Origin of the sequence: Hallella mizrahii, from assembly GCF_009695775.1 — a bacterium.
Classification (GTDB): Bacteria; Bacteroidota; Bacteroidia; order Bacteroidales; family Bacteroidaceae; genus Prevotella; species Prevotella mizrahii.
Window position 1 is genome coordinate 1 of record NZ_VUNG01000041.1, and the last position, 18,970, is coordinate 18,970.

General features: G+C 52.1%; 13 protein-coding genes and 1 pseudogene. 7 read left to right on the top strand and 7 right to left on the bottom strand.

The annotated features are described in order from the left end of the window. Nucleotides 1-561: 561 nt before the first annotated feature. Nucleotides 562-747, top strand: a pseudogene (locus FYJ73_RS12760) (GH32 C-terminal domain-containing protein); the annotation flags it as partial. A gap of 142 nt (nt 748-889) precedes the next feature. Here the strand turns inward: FYJ73_RS12760 and FYJ73_RS12765 are convergent. The 6 genes from FYJ73_RS12765 to FYJ73_RS12790 form a co-directional block, all read right to left on the bottom strand. Continuing rightward, nucleotides 890-1,765: a hypothetical protein gene (locus FYJ73_RS12765; RefSeq protein ID WP_235899368.1), complete on the bottom strand. Its 876-nt coding sequence runs from the start codon at nt 1,763-1,765 to the stop codon at nt 890-892. A 45-nt stretch (nt 1,766-1,810) separates the two neighbouring features. Then, nucleotides 1,811-2,248, bottom strand: a complete 438-nt coding sequence (locus tag FYJ73_RS12770) for a DUF6108 family protein (RefSeq protein ID WP_154535113.1) — start codon at nt 2,246-2,248, stop codon at nt 1,811-1,813. Between the two features lie 12 nt (nt 2,249-2,260). Then, nucleotides 2,261-2,725, bottom strand: a complete 465-nt coding sequence (locus tag FYJ73_RS12775; protein ID WP_154535114.1) for a hypothetical protein — start codon at nt 2,723-2,725, stop codon at nt 2,261-2,263. A 60-nt stretch (nt 2,726-2,785) separates the two neighbouring features. After that, entirely contained in the window at nt 2,786-3,256 is a 471-nt protein-coding gene (locus FYJ73_RS12780) for an RNA polymerase sigma factor (protein WP_154535115.1), read from the bottom strand. A 181-nt stretch (nt 3,257-3,437) separates the two neighbouring features. Further along, nucleotides 3,438-3,869 (bottom strand): hypothetical protein, encoded by a 432-nt coding sequence (locus FYJ73_RS12785; protein WP_154535116.1) that lies wholly within the window; start codon nt 3,867-3,869, stop codon nt 3,438-3,440. Between the two features lie 134 nt (nt 3,870-4,003). Further along, on the bottom strand, nt 4,004-4,495 hold the full coding sequence (locus FYJ73_RS12790; protein ID WP_154535117.1) for a gamma carbonic anhydrase family protein: 492 nt from the start codon (nt 4,493-4,495) through the stop codon (nt 4,004-4,006). A 237-nt stretch (nt 4,496-4,732) separates the two neighbouring features. On the opposite strand from FYJ73_RS12790, the gene FYJ73_RS12795 reads away from it, so the two are divergent. From FYJ73_RS12795 to FYJ73_RS12820, 6 genes are all read left to right on the top strand, one after another. Beyond that, the gene (locus tag FYJ73_RS12795; protein ID WP_154535118.1) at nt 4,733-7,843 is read left to right on the top strand and encodes a SusC/RagA family TonB-linked outer membrane protein; all 3,111 of its coding nucleotides are present in this window, start codon (nt 4,733-4,735) and stop codon (nt 7,841-7,843) included. A gap of 20 nt (nt 7,844-7,863) precedes the next feature. Continuing rightward, the gene (locus tag FYJ73_RS12800; protein ID WP_154535119.1) at nt 7,864-9,687 is read left to right on the top strand and encodes a RagB/SusD family nutrient uptake outer membrane protein; all 1,824 of its coding nucleotides are present in this window, start codon (nt 7,864-7,866) and stop codon (nt 9,685-9,687) included. Between the two features lie 66 nt (nt 9,688-9,753). Next, complete coding sequence (locus FYJ73_RS12805) at nt 9,754-10,863, top strand: carbohydrate-binding protein (RefSeq protein WP_154535120.1); 1,110 nt, start codon at nt 9,754-9,756, stop codon at nt 10,861-10,863. Continuing rightward, nucleotides 10,860-12,317, top strand: coding sequence for a family 43 glycosylhydrolase (locus tag FYJ73_RS12810; RefSeq protein WP_154535121.1), 1,458 nt, complete (start codon nt 10,860-10,862; stop codon nt 12,315-12,317). The genes FYJ73_RS12805 and FYJ73_RS12810 overlap by 4 nt, the downstream gene beginning before the upstream one ends. Before the next feature lie 703 nt (nt 12,318-13,020). Then, a complete protein-coding gene (locus FYJ73_RS12815; RefSeq protein WP_154535122.1) occupies nt 13,021-14,145 on the top strand; it encodes an AAA family ATPase in 1,125 nt (374 codons plus the stop codon). A 92-nt stretch (nt 14,146-14,237) separates the two neighbouring features. Further along, nucleotides 14,238-15,857, top strand: a complete 1,620-nt coding sequence (locus FYJ73_RS12820) for an ATP-binding protein (protein WP_154535123.1) — start codon at nt 14,238-14,240, stop codon at nt 15,855-15,857. 202 nt (nt 15,858-16,059) lie between these two features. Here the strand turns inward: FYJ73_RS12820 and FYJ73_RS12825 are convergent, their stop codons facing one another. Then, nucleotides 16,060-18,882, bottom strand: coding sequence for a M16 family metallopeptidase (locus FYJ73_RS12825; RefSeq protein ID WP_154535124.1), 2,823 nt, complete (start codon nt 18,880-18,882; stop codon nt 16,060-16,062). Between the last annotated feature and the right edge of the window lie 88 nt (nt 18,883-18,970).

An 18,970-nucleotide genomic window follows, 5' to 3' on the forward strand; every position in this document is an offset into this window, starting at 1 on the left:
GCTCAGATGCTGCCCGGACAACTCGCTATTGATTAACAAGTCTTAAATCTTACTCAGCCTAGCATAAAACGGGGTACTCGAAAGTACTCTGTTTAAAGCTGATAAGCAACAATTGGACATTTACGATTTTCTTCATAATGCTATATATATATATATTGGTGTTAGTAATATCGGTTCATCGCTTTACGATATTGGTTTTTTGTTATTATGCTGCAAAGTTAAACATTATCATGTTATCTTTGTAATACAATATTTGCACAACACTATACTATTTTCCCATTTTGATAATAGTATGTGTCTGTTGGTTTATTATATCATTTGTGACAAGGGAAAAAGAGGTGTGTGCTTTGTTGTTTAGGACAGAAATGTGTTAAAAATCAGATATAAGCAGAAAAAAAACAAGGTGAAAAAGTGACAAGCTACCGAATTTTTCCGTATCTTTGACCGTGTTGGGCAGAGATGCCGACGATGTGAACCAATCTCTACAGTCGGTGAGACTGTGTTACCTTATTCAAAAGTTTGTGCATATTGCCACAGAGTACTTCGTTGGCGACTTCGACGGTGCGCACTATTGTCGACAAATGCAGCATCGAGATTTTTGTCGATGGCGGACGCATCGCCATTACCAATCTCGTCTTCTCCACGCAACCTTACAACAACATCAAGCTCTATAGCAAAGGCTACACCCCTAAGTCACACATTTCAAGGCTCGTCAACTCGAAATGTAGTAAGGAAGCCGGCAAATAAACAACCCAACCTCCACGCAGTGCTTGCGGTGTGGAGGTTGGAGTATTCTATATAGGTCTGACAAATCTATCATCCAAAGGCTTCTTGGAAGAAGCCAGTAGCATCGTCTGATGTCATTTTATTTCGGTCATTCGTGTCTATCTTACAGGTATATGCCGAACGACAAAGTCTTGAACTGTAGGCCGTAGCCGTTCTTGATGAGATCGCAGGGACTGTATTTGAAGTAGAAGTTAACGAAGGAGGGTAGATCGATGGTGGCCATAAAGTCAATGGTGACCGGCTTCACATGAGCATTGCTACTGGTTTCTTTGATTTTCTGTCCGTCAGCTTTCCATCGTGTCTTCAGGCTGCTGTGGGTGTTGAAGTTCACGACAGGTCCGAGGGAGAAGCCGAAGAACTTGCTGACGAAGTGGTAGCGCACGGGCACCGTGAGGCTGAACACTTTGAGACGCGAGAACTGTGGTGAGGCTCCCTCTGGGTAAGTGCCCAGTCCGACACCGCCATCGTCGGACTTTGTGAAGCGCGTGTCGCCCTTGATGCGATAGTTGCGCCAGTCCAGACCAAAGCCGATAGAGAACTTATGATGACTGTTCCATGGATAGATGCCACAGTCAGCAATGAGCCACCAAAGTTCCCACGAGCTGAACGAATGGAGGTCGGCAGCCTGTGGCATTCCCGGTGCGGCGTTGAAGCCAGCGAAGAAGTTCATCGTCGTCTCAGTGGTTGGATACTTCTGGCTCTTTGTTTGTTTTCGTCCGAAAGGCCCAATGCTGAAGTTGAAATCGTTGTCGATGGTGCTCGTGCTGACGTAGTTGCTGTCGACAAGCTGGATGGAGTTGCAGTAAGCATACTTTGGATTGCCCTCTTTGCCTTGGATATAGATGGTCTGCAGTGAGTCGCTGGTGATGACGGTGACCTTTGTCGGCTTGTTCACCACGAGTGTGTCCTGCGGTGTGTTGTTGCGGGCTTGTGCCATGAAAGGGAGCAAGGCCGCTAAGAAAAGCATTGCGATTTTCATATTTCTTCTGTTTTTAGATGTTCTTGATAGGGTTTGACTTATTGATCATTTGATGAGTTTCCTCAGTTCGTCGATGCTGCTCACCGAGCCTTCCATATACACGAGCGTGATGGACCAGTGGTCTTTGCTCCTGTTGGTAAGGTAGCACAGATAGCGGTGGGTACGCCCTTGCGGAGGCAGACAGAGGATAAGTGACGATGTATGGCCTTTGCGGCGCAGTTCCGTGCCGGTAGCTTGTGCTTTGTCTTGTGTCACAAGATTATCCATTGTAGTCTTCTGTTGAGCATTCGCCTTGAAGCGTACGCTGTGGTAGAAGGTCAGCCGATAGGTGCTTAGGGCTTTTCCCCGTACCTTCACCTCCACGGTCTGATCCTGCGGTACGATCTGCCCTGTGAAAGCCACATTGGTGTGTAGCCCCTTTTGTGCCAGCGCGAAAAGTGGTAGCAAAAGGGCAAGCAGCGCAAAGATGATTCTCCTTTTCATATCGTTGAGTGTTTATTTATTGTTATCAGTCATCAGCACATCGTGCAGTTGGTCGTCGATGCCGTTGTCGCCCTCAATGCCCACGGCTTTCATCGTCTGGGTCATCTCGGCGTGGATGGCAGCCTTGTCAGTGATCTTCTGTCCATAGACGATAGCCTCGCAATAGTTTTGCCGGTGGTTGACATAGAGTGTGGCCGAGACGACGAAGAGGGTCAGCAGCGTGGCAGCCACAGCGGTCAGCCATGGGCGGAAACGTATGTGGCGTGGCGCGGGCTTGTATTGCTTTTCTGACTTTTGCTGTTTGCCGAGTCCGTCAAGGCTCTCCAGTCCCAGAAACAGTTCCCGCATGGGTTCCAGGTCTCTGGCAACAGTGTTGCCCCGGAAGTAAGTGTAGAGCTCATGCTCTTCGGCGAGCGTGGTGTCGCCATCCATGAATTTCTCCACCATGCGGTGGATGTCTCTATCTGATGTTTTCATTGTCATACCTGATATATTGTTGTTTTGTTTCTCTACACCTTATTATATATATAGCGCATCTCATGCTTCTTTCATCATCTTGAGCATCATTGTGCGCAAAGCTTGTCGTGCTCGGCTCAGGCACTTTCGTACGGCAGGCTCTTTCATACCCGTGAGCTGAGCCACCTGTGCCATCTCCATCCCGTTGATATGTCTGAGCTGTAACACCGTCTGCTGCATGGGTGGCAAGAGTTTGATGAGTTTCATCATCGTCTCCACCCGTTGGTCCTGCTCTTCATCGACCGCTATGTCGTGACCATCAAGGGCTACGGTGATGTGGCGGCGACGCAGCACGTCGATGCAGTGGTTGCGCAGCAGCGTTTGCGCCAGCGCGTTGAAGGGTGTCCGCAGGTCGTCGGCCATCTGCCACAGCCTCACGAGCGTCACCTCCACAGCGTCCTCGCCGTCGGCTTCGCCTAAGTAGCGTATGGCCGTCCGGCACAGTCCCGGGCGGATACGCTTTACTTCCTGTTGATATTCCTCGATGGTCATCTTTTCTTTTCCTTTTCAACAAAGATACGCAAACCCTACGGATTTGTGACAAAAAAGAGAGAAAGTTCGTAACACGGTTTACGTAATTGTCGTTAATTCCAAAAGCTCTGTATAAACTTAGCAATCTCTTTCTCGTTTACGGCTATGAGAGTCAGAAGTATTCCTATAGTCGTTTTGGAGATTATTGTTTTTCCGCCGGTGAGCAGGTCATCCGGAAATAGTGCTTGCGGATGATCCAGATACGCAGGAGCCAAAGGAAGAAAAAGCCGTTGCTCGCAATCTCATAGACGATGTCCCAATAGTTGCCAAAGTCGAAGAACCACTTGAAAAGCCATAGCATCAGGTCGAGGTTGAACAGCCAGTTCCACCAGCGTTCGCGGTCGCCGAAGGTCAGCGTGAGCGTCTCGCCTTCCGCGATGTGCACCTGCGCGGTGCTCTCGATGAACTTATAGGCCGAGCGGACGGTGACGGCATAGTCGCCCTGCGGCAATGCCACACGCACATTGTCGTTACCTCGCATCAGTCCCAGCATTTGTCCATTGATCAGCAAATAATGGGGTAGGGGAATCCTCTGTTTCCTTTCCGGCTTAATCAGCAATACAGACCTTTTCATCGTCGCCGTTCATCATTCAACATTCAACAGTGAGCCTTGATTTCATTCATCATACAACACTCAACATTCATCATACAACATTCAATAGTGAACCTTGATTTCATTCATCATTCAACACTCAACATTCATCATTCTCAATACCATTCTTTGATGGTGAGATAGTTCTTAGCATATTTCTCTGCTTGTCCGAGGGCAGTCTTCTTGATGAATCGCGCAGGAATGCCACCCCATATCTCTCCGTCAGGAATCTTTGTACCACCGACGACAACTGCGCCAGCTGCCACAATGCTCCCCCTTCCAACCTCCGCATGGTCAAGCACAACAGCGTTCATGCCGATGAGCGCGCCGTCGTGGATTGTGGCAGCATGGACGACTGCTCCGTGTCCCAGGCTGACGTCGTTTCCCAGAACTGCGGCACCGCCGGCCGTCTGATGGATACATGCCAAGTCCTGCACATTGCAGCGGTCACCCATCACGATCTTGTCGACATCGGCGCGAAGCACGGCACCAAACCAAATGCTACAGTCGTTGCCCATGGTGATGTCGCCTGCCAATGTAGCGTTGTCGGCAATCATACAACGCTCGCCCCACACCGGACTCTTTCCTTTCACTGTTATCTTCAACATAGTCTTCTTTCTTTTGTCGGTGCAAAGGTAATCAATTCTGTGGAATTAATCATTGTCTATGTGCTATATATAAATAAGGAGAAGCAGAGGGGCAGGAAAAGGAAAAAATAGAGAAAGCCGGCTTCTGTAACGATTCATAAAGTTTTTGAAACATATCAGAAACACACATGAACGAATAAACACTAACTTTGCACAAAATTTCAACCTAATAATATAAATAACTTAAAACTACCGCTAATGCAAAGTATTAGAATGATGGAGAAGAAAGGGCTTGCCCTGTTCTTGCTCAGCTTGAGTTCAGTGGCTGGTTTCGCACAATCCCAGATCAAGGGTAATGTGAAAGACTCGAACGGTGAGCCGATCCTTGGCGCTACAGTCAAGGTCAATGGCTCAAAGGCAGCCACAGTTACGGACTTGGACGGTAACTTCATGGTGAATGCCAAGCCCGGCTCTACGATTACCATTTCTTATGTGGGCTTTGAGACCCAGACAGTGACCGTTAAAGGCACCAACCTTGTACCTATCGTATTAAAGGAAGACGACCGGACGCTCAATGATGTGGTGGTCATCGGTTATGGTGTGCAGAAAAAGAGCGACCTGACCGGTGCCGTGGCTTCGGTGAGCGGCGACGCCATCAAGAACCTCTCCACGACCGATGCCGGTGCTGCCCTGCAAGGCAAGGTCACAGGTGTACAGATCATCAACAGTGGTGCGCCGGGCGCTGGTGCCGAGATCCGTGTGCGTGGCTACGGTTCCAATGGTAACAACGCTCCTTTGCTCATCGTTGATGGTTTGAAGGTCGACAACATCCAGTACCTCGATCCTTCGCTCATCCAGTCTGTGGAGGTGTTGAAGGATGCCGCTTCTGCTGCTATCTATGGTGCCGAGGCTGGTAACGGCGTGGTGCTGATCACTACTCGAAACGGCTCCAACAGTGGCGGCCAGGCTCATATCAGCTACTCGCTGAAAGCAGTTAACCAGAGTCTTGGCAAGAAAGCCGACCTCTTCGACGCACCGGAGTATATTGCCTATCACAAGTATTTGGGCGACATCACCGACGCGCTTTTAGAGTCAAATAAGTATAATGGTCAAAACACCAACTGGTATAATGAGGTGTTTAACAACAGTTGGAGCGTGGAGCACAACGTCACCGTAGAGGGCGGCAACAACAAGGGCCACATCCTCGCAGCCTTGGGCATCCTCAACGACGACGGTATCGTCAAGGGCAAGAAGGATGTCTATAAGCGCTTTACAGCCCAGCTCAATGCCGATTACAAGTTCTTCGACTGGTTCAACATCACCAGCAACACCTCTGTGGAAAAGTGGAGCACCAAGTCGCTGACCAACGGCTATCAGTCGTTCCTCAACTCTGTTGTCTCCATAGACCCGCTGACTCCTGCCTATATCACCAGTCTTGACGACATGCCCAATATCATGCGCACCAAATGGGAATCGCCCGACCACGGTGGCGTGACCACGCCTCCCGGTTTTGATGAGGCTCATCCGGTATGGTATGGCACATCGAAGTATATTGAGGAGGCCACTGCCAACCCGTTGGCTATGCGCGACCGCCAGAATGCCAGCAACAAAGGCATCAACGTACGCGGTACTTTCGCTGCCAACCTTATCCCGGTGAAGTGCCTTACCATCACCTCACGTCTCGGTTATCAGATCACACAGAGCAACAGCCACAGCTATAACGGACCTTTCTGGCTCAACACGCTGTCACAGAGCGACCAGTACACCATATCTGCCGGTACCAACACCGGACTGTACTATCAGTGGGAGAACTTTGCCAACTTCACAAAGAGCTTCGGCAAGCACAATGTCAACGCGATGATCGGTATGTCGTTTACGAAAAACCGTACCGACAACTCCAGTCTCTCATCGGCTGACACCAAGCAGATCCTTGAGGGCGATGCTGCTCCGCTTTTCCAGTACATCAACTTCCTGAACTCCAACGGTAAGGCGAAGCTGAAAGGCTCTAACCTTCCGACGATCAACACCCACTTGTCTTACTTCGGTCGTCTGAGCTACAACTACGACCAGCGCTACTTCTTCCAGTTCAATATCCGTCGCGATGCCTTTGACAGTTCCAAGCTCTCAAAGGAGAACCGCTGGGGTACTTTCCCTTCTCTGTCGCTGGGTTGGGCGATCAGCAACGAGAAATTCTTCCGCGACGCTGTGAGCACAGACGCAGTCTCCTTCCTCAAGATCCGTGGATCATGGGGACGTAACGGTAACGTGAGTGTGCTCAACAACTATCAGTGGGCTTCCACCATCAGCGTTGGCGGTTACTACAATTTCACCGACGATGCCACCACAGCGGCTACCCTTTCCAACTTCCCCAATCCTAAGCTGACTTGGGAGACTGCCGAGCAGTATGACTTGGGTCTCGATGCCCGTTTCCTCAATGACCGATTGACCTTGGGCTTCGACTGGTATCGCAAGACCACGAAGGATCAGCTCATCAAGGTACACCTCAGCCCGGAGCTCGGCTTCGCTGATGCCTACGTCAACTCTGGTGAGATTCTCAACACCGGTATCGACATGGATCTGGGATGGAAAGACCATATCGGCGACCTGAAATACAGTGTCAGCGCCAACGTGTCGACCTTGAAGAACGAGGTGAAGAAGATGAGTCCGATGTTGCCACGCTACGACGAGGTGGGTATCAACGGATTCAACAACAAGCTGTGCCCCTCTTTGGAGACCGGACATCCCATGTGGTATTTCCGCGGTTTCAAGTATGCCGGCGTAGATCCCGAGACAGGCGGTGCCCTCTACTACAACAAAGATGGACAGATCACCAACGCGCCGACCGACAACGACAAGCAGGATCTCGGTTGCGCACTGCCTAAGGTCACCTATGGCATCACCCTCAACCTGGAATACAAGGGCTTTGACTTCACAGTCTTCGGTACCGGTGCTGCTGGCAACAAGATCTACAACCTCATGGTCTCTGCCGACCGTCCGCTGATCAATGGCATCGACACCTATTGGAAAGACTCCTGGAAGCAGAAGGGCGACCACAGCAAGTATCCTGACATGAAGCGGGTGGCTACCGACTGGACATTCTTCAGCTCCGACGCTGCTATCTTCAGCGGTGCTTACTTCAAGTTCAAGCAGATACAGCTCGGCTATACCCTGCCACAGCGCATCACCAAAAAGTTCCTGGTCAACGCGCTCCGCTTCTCTGTCTCTCTTGACGACTTCTTCACCATCACCAGCTATCCTGGCGCCGATCCCGAGACCTCATCACTCAACAGCGGTGTGTCGCGTGGCTTCGACAACGGCAACTATCCTATGTCCAAGAAGGTGGTCTTTGGTGTAAACGTTACATTCTAATGATTTAAAACGAAACAACAATGAACAAACATATAATTCCATTGTTCGCGCTGCTTGTCGGCGTGGCAGCATTCTCCTCCTGCGAAGATCAGCTGGATATCCCTCAGAAGGGTGTGACGAGTGAGAGTGAATTCTATAAGACTGACGCCGATTGCGCTAAGGCGCTGGCATCAGCTTACGAGGGCTTTATGGTCAACACGCTGGGACGTACCACGATAAGCGGCGGTCCGGGCATCTACACGCCGGCGCGAGTGCTGGCCAACGACCCGGGCGACGACGTGCTCTACGGTGGTGGCAACTATGGCGACCATGAGTTTGGCGGTGCCGTCAACCAGTTCCGCTACTTGAGCAATCCCGAAGCCATTAACTATCACTACAAGGGTCTCTATCTCTCGGTGCACAGCGACAACCTCGTCATCGAGAAGTTCAAGGAATCGCCGACGGCCTATCAGAAACAGGCCATTGCAGAGGCACGTGTGCTCAGGGCTTACAACTTCTTCCTGTTGTCGTGTTACTGGGGGCAGCCGCCTCTTGTCGACCACTTGCTCGAAGCCAACGACTTGCCTTCCAACAGCGAGATGACCCAACAACAGTATTTCGAGTGGGTCGCCAAAGAGTGCCAGGAAGCAGAGCCCGACCTGACAGAGCGCAAGAGCACGGCGGACAAGTTTGGTGCTTATCGCGTCACCAAGGGCTTCGCCCAAGCATTGGCCGGCAAGGCTCTGTTGTTTGCCAAGAAGTACGACCAGGCTAAGGCTGAGTTCAAGAAAGTCATCGACTCCGGCAAATATGCATTGGTGCCCGGCAGTCAGTTTGCCAATCTCTTCCATGTCGAGGGCGACGGTGCGCCGGAGAAGATCTTTGAGATCAACATGCGCTACAATCCTGCGGCAGGTGACTGGAGCACGGGTCAGGGACTGGGCTATATGAATCATTCCACGTGGATGGAGTCCAACTGCTTTAACTGGCGCGCCGGCAACTTTGTTGTCAATCCTGCAGGTGTCTACTGTGGCCTCGATGGCTGGGGCTCTATCGGTGTTCCGGAGTGGTTTGGCAATGCTTTCCACGACAACGACGGCGATTCGCCGCGCTTCAAGGCCACGCTCATACATATCGATGACGCGGTCTATCAGACCTCAGGTATTGAGGGCATGAAATACCAGAACGAAGAGCTGAACAACATGCCGCTCGAAGAGAAGAAGACATCAACAAAGATTGGCATCAAGGATCCTACCCAGGGACTCTATTGCCAAAGCTTCTATCTGCCGCTCAAACTGCTGATGCGTGCCAGCGACACCGATGACGGCGGTGTACACGGCAATAATCTCCGACTGAACAACATCATCGTCATGCGCTATGCCGAGGTGCTTCTCGACTATGCCGAGTGCTGTCTGCAGACCGGCGACAACGCTGAGGCAAAGAAGTATGTCAACATGATCCAGGAGCGCGCCGGTTCCAAGACCATCAGCGCCAATGTAGACATGGAAGTGTTGAAGAAAGAGAAGATGTTTGAAATGTGGTTTGAAGGCTGTCGCTTCCAGGATATTCTCCGATGGAACGACCCCGCCGGCCTGGCCCGCTTAAAGGAAGCAGGCAAGCAGGTACCCCACCTCTTCGACAAGCTCTTCCGCCCTGTGCAGTCGGGCGACGAGAATGTTGTATGGGAGCATGGCACGGAAGCCAACAGTCGTTTCTACATCACCCATACCCACGAGGCTATGGACAAAGGATTCAAGGTCGGTTTTGAGGACAAGGACCGTCTGTTCCCTTATCCTTCCGATGTGATCGACATGAATCCTAATCTGAAGCAGAACCCGGGATGGGAGAGTGCTTCTACAAAGTAGTCTTCCCTTCGTGATGGCCTCCTCCGCGTGCGCGGAGGAGGCTTTGCGCTTTTCTTTACTCAACAGATGAATTCTTCTCTCTCTTATTATTTAGGTTTGCTCGCGGTGACATTGTTGCCCACTGCCGCACTGTCACAGACGGTATCGCCTGCCACCGACCGTCTGGTGATGGGCAACAGCCGCGAGATGTCGGCCGGAGTGACCGTCGGCACTGCCGACGGCGATGAACACCATCTGAGCCGATACGCTTCTCTGCCGGGAAAAGGCAGCTGGCTGCGCTATGGTAGCGTGGACTTCACGCCTCTGACCGACGCTTATCTCGTGCTGAGCGTGCGGGCTCGTGACAATGCCGAACTGCTCGTGCATGAGGGCAGCACCAAGGGCAAGGTCATCGCGCGGGTGGACATTGTCGTGAAAGGTGGCGGCGGTCCGTTCCGTCGCGACTACAGTGGGCAGTGGATGTCATTGGCGGTGCCTTTGCTCCATACGCCGCGGGGCATTGCCGACATCGTGCTGACCTGCAAGGAGACCGGTGTGGATGTAGGCTGGCTGCGCTTCAAGAACCGGCCAAAGTATTTTGCTCCGGTCACGTCAGCAGCGTTGCGTCCCGATGACCAAGGCTATCTGCGTCGCTGGCTGCTGCTGGAGCCCATCCGTCAGGACATCCGCTCCAACGTGGTCTTCACCGACAGCTATCTGCAAAAGGCCTTCAGCAAGGAATATTTCAAAGGGCAGATGATCCGGTTGCCGCGCGACGGTCAGCAAGTGCGGGTTGGCGACCAAAGGCTGAAATGGCACGCGCTCGACAGTGAAAGCTACAACGTACGTCTCTTCCGCTTTGCCGAGCGGTGGGGGCAACAGACCTACGGCTCGCTCTTCTGGGCCGTGACAGTCATCGACAGCCCACGGGAGATCAGGGGTGTAAGATTGTCTGTCGGTTCCAACGGCGCCTCGTCGTGGTGGCTCAACGGTGATCATGTGCTCACCCTTGAAGGCGACCGACGCATGGTAGAGGACGACGCACGGTCGGGGCGGCTCACGCTTCGGGCGGGGCGCAACATTCTGCGCTGTGCCGTCATCAACGGTCCGGGACTCAGCGATTTCTGTGCCCGCTTCCTCGATGACGAGGGCCATGCTGTTGTAGAACCACTAACGCTAATCCTTCCGAAGAAATGAAAAGACTCTATACTCTCTTGGCTTTGACCGCTATGACGGCCTCGGCCTTTGCCCAAACCGGCGCACCCTATATCCACGACCCGTCGACACTGGCCGAATGCGACGGTAAGTACTACACGTTCGGAACGGGGGGCGGCGGACTGATCTCTGACGACGGATGGGCATGGCACGGTGGAGCCGTGCGTCCAGGCGGCGGCGCAGCTCCCGACGTGATGAAGATTGGTGACCGTTACCTTATTATATATGGTGCTACGGGCGGCGGACTCGGTGGCGGACACAATGGCCGCATCCTCACGATGTGGAACAAGACGCTCGATCCGAAGTCGCCCGACTTCCGGTTCTCCAAGCCGGTGGAGGTCTGCTCGTCCGATGGCTTGGAAGACCAGGACGCCATCGATCCCTGTCTCTTCCTTGACCCGAATACCGGTCGGCTGTGGGTGACCTACGGCACCTATTTCGGCAGTATCCGTCTCATAGAACTCGATCCGACGACAGGCCGGCGCGTTGCCGGCAACAAGGAGCGCGATATTGCCATCGACTGCGAGGCCACGGATCTCATCTATCGCGACGGATGGTACTATCTGCTTGGCACGCACGGCACCTGCTGCGACGGGCCAAACTCCACCTACAACATTGTGGTGGGACGGTCGCGCAACGTGGAAGGTCCCTATCTCGACAACATGGGCCGTGACATGCTCCACGGCGGTGGCCGCATGGTGGTTGCCGCCGGTGACCGCAAGTACGGTCCGGGACATTTCGGCCGTACCATCGTAGACAAGGGCGTGGAGGTGATGTCGTGCCATTTCGAGGCCGATCTCGACCGCAGTGGGCGCAGCGTTTTGGGCATCCTGCCACTGCTCTGGCACAATGGCTGGCCGGTGGCGGGGAAGCCTTTCCGCGGTGGCGACTACGAGATCGCTTCTGAGCGGCGCGGCTATTCTTTGGAACTGGCTGTGGACTTTGTCAGGATGGAGCGTGATATCGAGCCGTTTTTCCGCATTGATCCCAACAGTCCGGTGAAGCGACTGGACTGTCAGAAGCTTGACGAGGTGGAGCCGTCGTGGCCCAAGGGCAACATTCGCGTGCGCTGCAGCGACTATATGTTCCGGCCCCATCAACTGTGGTCAATAGTGGCGGTACCCGAGAAGGGCGGCTACCTGAGTGCTCCTTATTTCAAGATCATGATTCGCGGTACACACCGGGCTTTGGCTGCCACCGCCGACAAAGAGTTGACAACCGTGCCGGAATACGATGGTGCCGACAATCAGCTGTGGCGTATCGAGCAGTTGACCGATGGCACGTATCGCATCATGCCCAAGGCCATTCCCGGCATGAAGGGCGATAACACCCGTTACTGTCTCTATTCTGCCGGTGACAGCACGCCGACGCTGGCTCCTTATGACTTCGACAGCGACAACTCGAAATGGCAGCTTGAACCAGTCGGAGATCTTTAGGCCGTCTATTCAATTCATGGGCATTCCGTCTCAACAGAGTACCCATGAAGCTTATTTTCGTGATTTTAGGAGAATGAGCTCAGAGCTTATGGTTTAAGAACGCTTGTTGAGAAAACTGACATTTTTCCGCCCAAATGCAGGCGATTCTCAAAAATAAGAAGCTCCTCGCCCGAATTTTGCGAATTTTAAGTGTGCTATCGTAAGATGTTGAAATACAGAATGATACTTAGATTTCTCTGTAATTGTGCAAAAAAGAAGCAGCTTAGCCTCTGATAAAACAATACAAAAGTGGCATCAAAGTACTTTTTTGTGTCTGTCATCTCAGTGGTTTCACCTGGTCATCTCAGTGTTTTGACTCGATAAAACCACTGAGATGACAGGCACAGAAAAGTGTTTTCTTCATTTCACCTCACAATTTTGTGCTTTTTACCTCGATTTTCTCTTTTTCCTCCTTTTACCTTTTTTCCAGATGGTGACATCATGTTGATGATGTTTTGTAAAGTTAGTTCTTGCTATTTTGTGCGTGCTTCTCTGCGAGAGTGAGAACAAGTGCTCTATGTGAGAAGGTTGTTTATCCGGCAAAGATACCCATTTACGCATTGAAACCTCGCAGATTTTTTGGAGATATGGAATAATTTTACGAACTTTGCGTTACGGAAAGTCCGTAACGATGTTTACGTAATCACCGTTAATCCTAACTGTCATGAAGAAGCTTAGTAACCCTTTTCTTGTCTACGGCTATGAGAGTCCGGAGTATTTCTGCGACCGTGAGGTAGAGACTGCGCAACTGATCTCTGACTTGAACAATGGTTGGAATATTACGCTTTTCTCGCCCCGCCGCATGGGTAAAACGGGACTTATCAAGAATGTCTTTTACCGACTTCAACACGAGGCGAAGGATGCGGTGTGCATCTACGTCGACATCTTTGGCACCAACGACTTATCTGACTTTGTGCAAACGTTTGGCACTGCCATTCTCACTGCCATGCTCTCCAAAGGCGAGAAGGCTCTGCGTCGTGCCATGCAGTTCTTCGCAGCATGGCGGCCAGTGGTGAGCATGGATCCGATGACGGGCGAGCCTTCGGTGTCGGTGACACTGGAGTCGAGGGATAGCACGGTGGACCTCAAGCAGATCTTCGAACTCATGAAAGACTCCGGCAAGCAGATTTATGTGGCTATTGACGAGTTCCAGCAGATCATGTCCTATCCGGAGAAAGGTGTGGAGGCTCAACTTCGCTCCTACATACAGTTTTTGCATAATGCGCATTTCATCTTTTCGGGCAGCAAGCGTCACTTGATGGCTGACATCTTTCTTTCGCCCAATCGTCCTTTCTTCCAAAGCACGCGTCTGATGGAACTGCAGGCTATTGATGAGGCTCCTTATTACACGTTTGCCAGTCGCTTCTTCCGTCAGCAAGGGCATCAGCTCGATAAGGATATCTTTCACTATGTATATAACGTGCTGGAGGGTCACACGTGGTACGTGCAGAGCGTGCTCAAGCAACTCTATGCCGACGGTGAGGATGTCGTGACCGAACGCCAGGCTGATGAGGCTATCAGACAACTGGTGCAGGACAACAATGCCTATTACGAGACGATATTTTCATTGCTGCCCGAGAAACAGCAAAAACTGCTCGACGCCATTGCCCATGAAGGGCATGTCTCTGCGCCGAACAGCGGACAGTTCATCGCCCGCTACCGGTTGACAAGTGCCAGCAGCGTGAGCAGTTCACTGAAGAGTCTGACCGACAAGGAACTGGTGTATAAGTCTCATGCCGGCTACCAAGTCTATGACCGCTTCTTTGGGTTGTGGCTGTCCCGGCGATGAGCAGGAAGACTACTGGTCCTTTTTCAGGCTTATTCCTTTGTGTTCTGCGGAATATTTCCTATATTTGCAATCGGTAATAACAGCAGTAGAAGATGAACTATCCAATAGGCATACAAGACTTCGCAAAGTTACGGGAAAACAATTTTGTCTATGTCGACAAGACGGACATGGTGTTCGATATAACTAAGAATGATGGCGTCTATTTCCTCAGTCGCCCCAGGCGCTTTGGCAAGTCGCTGTTGGTGTCTACTATCAAATACTATTTTGAGGGTCGCCATGATCTGTTCAAGGGCTTGAAGATAGAGAGCTTAGAGAAGAAATGGGAGACTTATCCCGTCTTCGAGATCGACTTCAATGGTTCCAACTACACTGAGGCGGATGCACTGGAGCAGACGCTCAATGGCTATTTGATCAAGTGGGAACAGCAATATGGCGTGAAGCCAGCTACTGACCAGCCTGGCCGGCGCCTGGCCGACGTGCTGCATCAAGCTCATGTACAGACGGGTAAGACCTGTGTGGTGCTCGTTGACGAATACGACAAACCCATGCTTGACGCGATGGACACGGGATTGAAAACCCGTGTCGGTGACAACGAGATGCTCATTGAGGATCATAACCGTGAGACGCTCAAGGCATTCTATTCCGTCTTCAAGCTTGCCGACGCCGACCTGCGCTTCGTGTTCCTCACGGGTGTCACCAAGTTTGCGCAGGTGAGCGTGTTCTCGGGATTCAACAATGCACAAGACATCAGCATGTCTCCTCGCTTTGATGCCATTTGTGGCATTACCACAGAAGAGTTGAACTCCGTCTTTGCGCCAGCCATCGAAGAACTGGCCAATGCAAATGCGGTTTCCGTTGCAGAGACGAAATCTCAACTTAAACAACGATATGACGGGTATCACTTCAGTAAAAGGATGACCGACATCTATAATCCATTCTCCTTGCTGAATACCTTTAAAAGTGAGGATGCAAGGGACTACTGGTTCGCTTCCGGTACGCCGAGCTATCTGATGCGGTTGCTCGCCCACAGTAAAGAGGACATCCAGGGCATCATTGCCCGCAGCTATGAGGCTCAAGAGTTTGTGGACTACCGTGCTACGGTGGAGGCGCCCGTGCCGATGATCTATCAGAGTGGTTATCTTACCATCAAGGGTTATAACCGTGAGGACGATGAGTACAAGCTCGACTTCCCCAACCACGAGGTGGCATCGGGATTCTTAACGCTCCTTGCATCGGGCTATTTCCAGACACCTACGCAGCCTAACAGCTGGGCCAACAAACTGAAGAAAGCCCTGCATCATGGCAAGCCGGAGGACTTCCGCGATCTGCTGAACGACTTCCTGGCGAGCATTCCTTATTCTGTGCGCGAGAGTAACAGTGAGAAGAGCCATGAGCGGCAGTTCCAGTACACAGTATATCTGATCATGCGGCTCATTGGCAGCACCCGCAACACCGTCTACCACGAGAAGGCAACGTCGAAGGGCCGCGCCGACTGCGTGATAGAGACACCGCGCTATGTCTATATCTTTGAGTACAAACTCGACCGTCCTGCCGCTGAGGCTATGACACAGATCGGTGATCGCGGATATGCAGATCCTTACGCCCACGATGGTCGCCCGGTCTATGCCATCGCCTGCTCATTCTCGTCAGAGACTGGAACCATCAGCGACTGGATGGTGAAGCAGATGGTTGGAGCGACGAGGGTGGAATGACTCAGCTGCCTGCATAAGAGATCTACATAAATAAGGTGTAGTAGTCAGACGGAAAGCTTCAATATATCCTAAGTAAATGCCCACACGCCAAATGCGCAAGCCCCCATTGGACTGATTGTCCAATGGGGGCTTGCTATTGATAGGTGACTGACAAGCCGCCATCATGAGGTGATGGCTTGGAGCAGTTGATGGTTGATATGCTTTACTCTTTCGGCAGCATGATGACGCTCACCTTGTTGGCACCGGCGAGGAACTGCTTGACGAACGCAGAGATGGAGGCAGGTGTCTGAGCCTCTACCGTCTTCTTGTAGTCGGTGTAGTTGTCCTGATGGAGCTTATAGTCGTTGTAGACGACGCCACCCCAGAAGCCATTGGTCTTGGCGTTGGTGTCGAACTGCTTGATCATGAGTTTCTGTACCTTAGAGAGCATCTCGGCATCGCACTTCTCGGCGAGGTCCTTCACAGCCTGATCCATGATCTTCAGAGCGATCTCTTTCTTCTCTGGCTTCATCGGGCAGTAGCCCACAAGCTGTGCGATATGGTAGCCGTCGTCGGCAAGAACCTGTGCGCCCTGAGCGCCACAGCTGTAGGCAGCGCTGGCTTCCTCGCGGATCTGCTTGAGATAGACCATAGAGAGGATCTGTCCGGCGATGTCCATCTTCACTGAGTTGTCGAGCGAATAGGGCAGCTTCTTGTTCATCCAGAACATGTAAGCGGTAGACTTTGGTGTCTCCATCTTGCGGTAGAACGTGTTGTCGACAGTCTTGCCGGTTACCTCGCTTGCACGTTTGCTCTCAGGGTTCTTGGCCTTGGTAGCAGGCAGAGCACCGAGATACTGGCAGATGAGCGGCCGGATGGTAGCCTCGTCGAAGTTGCCGGTGATGAAGAATGTCCAGCCGTTGGCGTTGGCAGTGCGTTCCTTGGCCATCTGCAGGATGCGGTCGTAGTTGATGTCCTTCACGTCCTTGAGCAGCATAGGAGCCTGGCGCCAGTCGTGGTTGTAGAGCGTAGCGGTGACAGAGTCGCTGAGTGCGGTCTGCGGGTCGAGCTCACGGTTTTTCAGTCCTACATTGTATTGCTGGATGAGGTTGCCGTAGGAGTCGGGATCTTTCTTGATGTTGGTGAAATAGAGATAAGCCATCTGCAGCATGGTCTCCACATCCTTCGGTGTAGAGCTGCCGCTGATGTTCATGTGGCGGTCGCTCATGGTCAGGTCGGCATTGGCAATCTTGCCGGCGAGTGCCTTGCTCAGCTCTGTGTTGGAGAAGTCGCCTAAGCCACTGGCACCGATGACCTCGTCGAAGGCCTGCAGGTTGGCAAAGTCGTTCTTGCCGTAGACTGAAGCACCTTGTCCGCCCTGTCCGCTGAGTGTGACCTGATCTTTCTTGAAGTCAACCTTTTTCAGCACTACGGTGACACCATTGGAGAGTGTGAGTACTTTGTAGTCGAACTTCTTGCTGGCTACCTCTTTCTTGATCTTGCCAGCCTTAGGCATGGTCTTGATGATCGGCTCGTTTTTCACATTGTCGACGTAAGCCTCAATCTTGGCGGTGCGTGCCTGGTGTACGGCATCGAGAAGTTGCTCGGCCGTAGGATAGACAGCGCCGTCCTTCTCGTTGTTGAAGTTGATGATGACGAGGTTGGTGTCGCTCTTGCAGATCAGCTCAGGGAGTACCTGGTTGATGGCCTCCAAGGGGATGGCGGGCACGAGCTGCTTCATCATCGTGTAGGTGTAGTCGATGCTGGGCATAGGCTCGTTGGTGAGGAAGTAGCCCAGGCAAGCCTGATAGAAAGAAGAGTTGGGACGCTTGTCCTTGTTGGAGTACATCTTGTCGAGACTGCTGAGGAAGTTGCTCTTGTAGCGCTCGTACTCAGTCGGAGTGAAGCCAAACTCAGCAGCCTGGCGCACGACGAGGTAAGCAGCCTTGAGAGCATCGGCGGTCTTGCTCATATCTTTTGGAGATGCGCTGATGTCGAAAGCATCCTTGGTCTTGGCAAAGATGTAGTTGCCGTCGCCGGCTTCTGCACTGACGAAGGGACAGTCGGCTTTCTGAGCAGCCTCGGTGAAGCGCTGTGCAAGCATGCCGGTGACGGCCTGCTTGGCGTAGTTTTGGATCAGATAGGGCAGCGTCTGCTTGAGGCTGTCGGGATAGACATCGTGTTTCATCATCAGGTCGACAGAAGATGTAGGATACTCTTTGTCCTTGTCGATGATGACGATAGGCTCGGCGTTGTCGGGCACGGGCTCGTCGACCAGCTTGGCTTCGTTGGCGGGGTTTTTGATGTCGCTGAAGAGTTTCTTGATTTGAGCTTCAGTGTGGTTGACATCTACGTCACCAACGATGATGAGTCCCTGATGATCGGGGTGATACCATTTGTGATAGTAGTCGACAAGCTCTTTTCGCTTGAAATTGTCGACGACAGACATCAGACCGATAGGGTAGCGCACACCATATTTCGATCCGGGGTAGAGCTTGGGCAGGTTGCGCTCAAACATACGGCTGGAAGGAGAAGTGCGCATACGCCATTCCTCATGGATGACGCCACGTTCCTTGTCGATCTCGCTCTGCTCGAGTGACAGGCCGCACGACCAGTCGCGCAGGATGAGCAGGCAGGAGTCGAGGGTGCCTTGATGCTGTGTGGGCACGTTATCGATATTGTACACCGTCTGGTCAATGCTGGTATAGGCGTTGAGGTCAGCACCAAACTCGATGCCGTGAGCGCGGCACCACTCAATGAGGTCGTTGCCCTTGAAGTGGTCACTGCCGTTGAAAGCCATGTGCTCAAGGAAGTGTGCAAGGCCACGCTGGTCTTCATTCTCCTCCAAGGAGCCTACTTTCTGCGCAATGTAGAAGTTGGCACGGTGCTCAGGCCAGTTGTTGTGGCGGATGTAGTAAGTCAATCCATTACTGAGCTTGCCGATCCTTACAGCTGTGTCCACGGGTACAGTCATGTCGGGCATCTGAGCCCAAGCCTGTGCGCCGACGAAAAGCAGCAAGGTGGCAATAACGTTTCTTAATTTCATAAATAAATACTGTTAAGATAATAATAATGCAAAGATAGTGTGTTTTATAATAAACCGCAAGAAAAGTATAGTAATGTCATTGCATTTT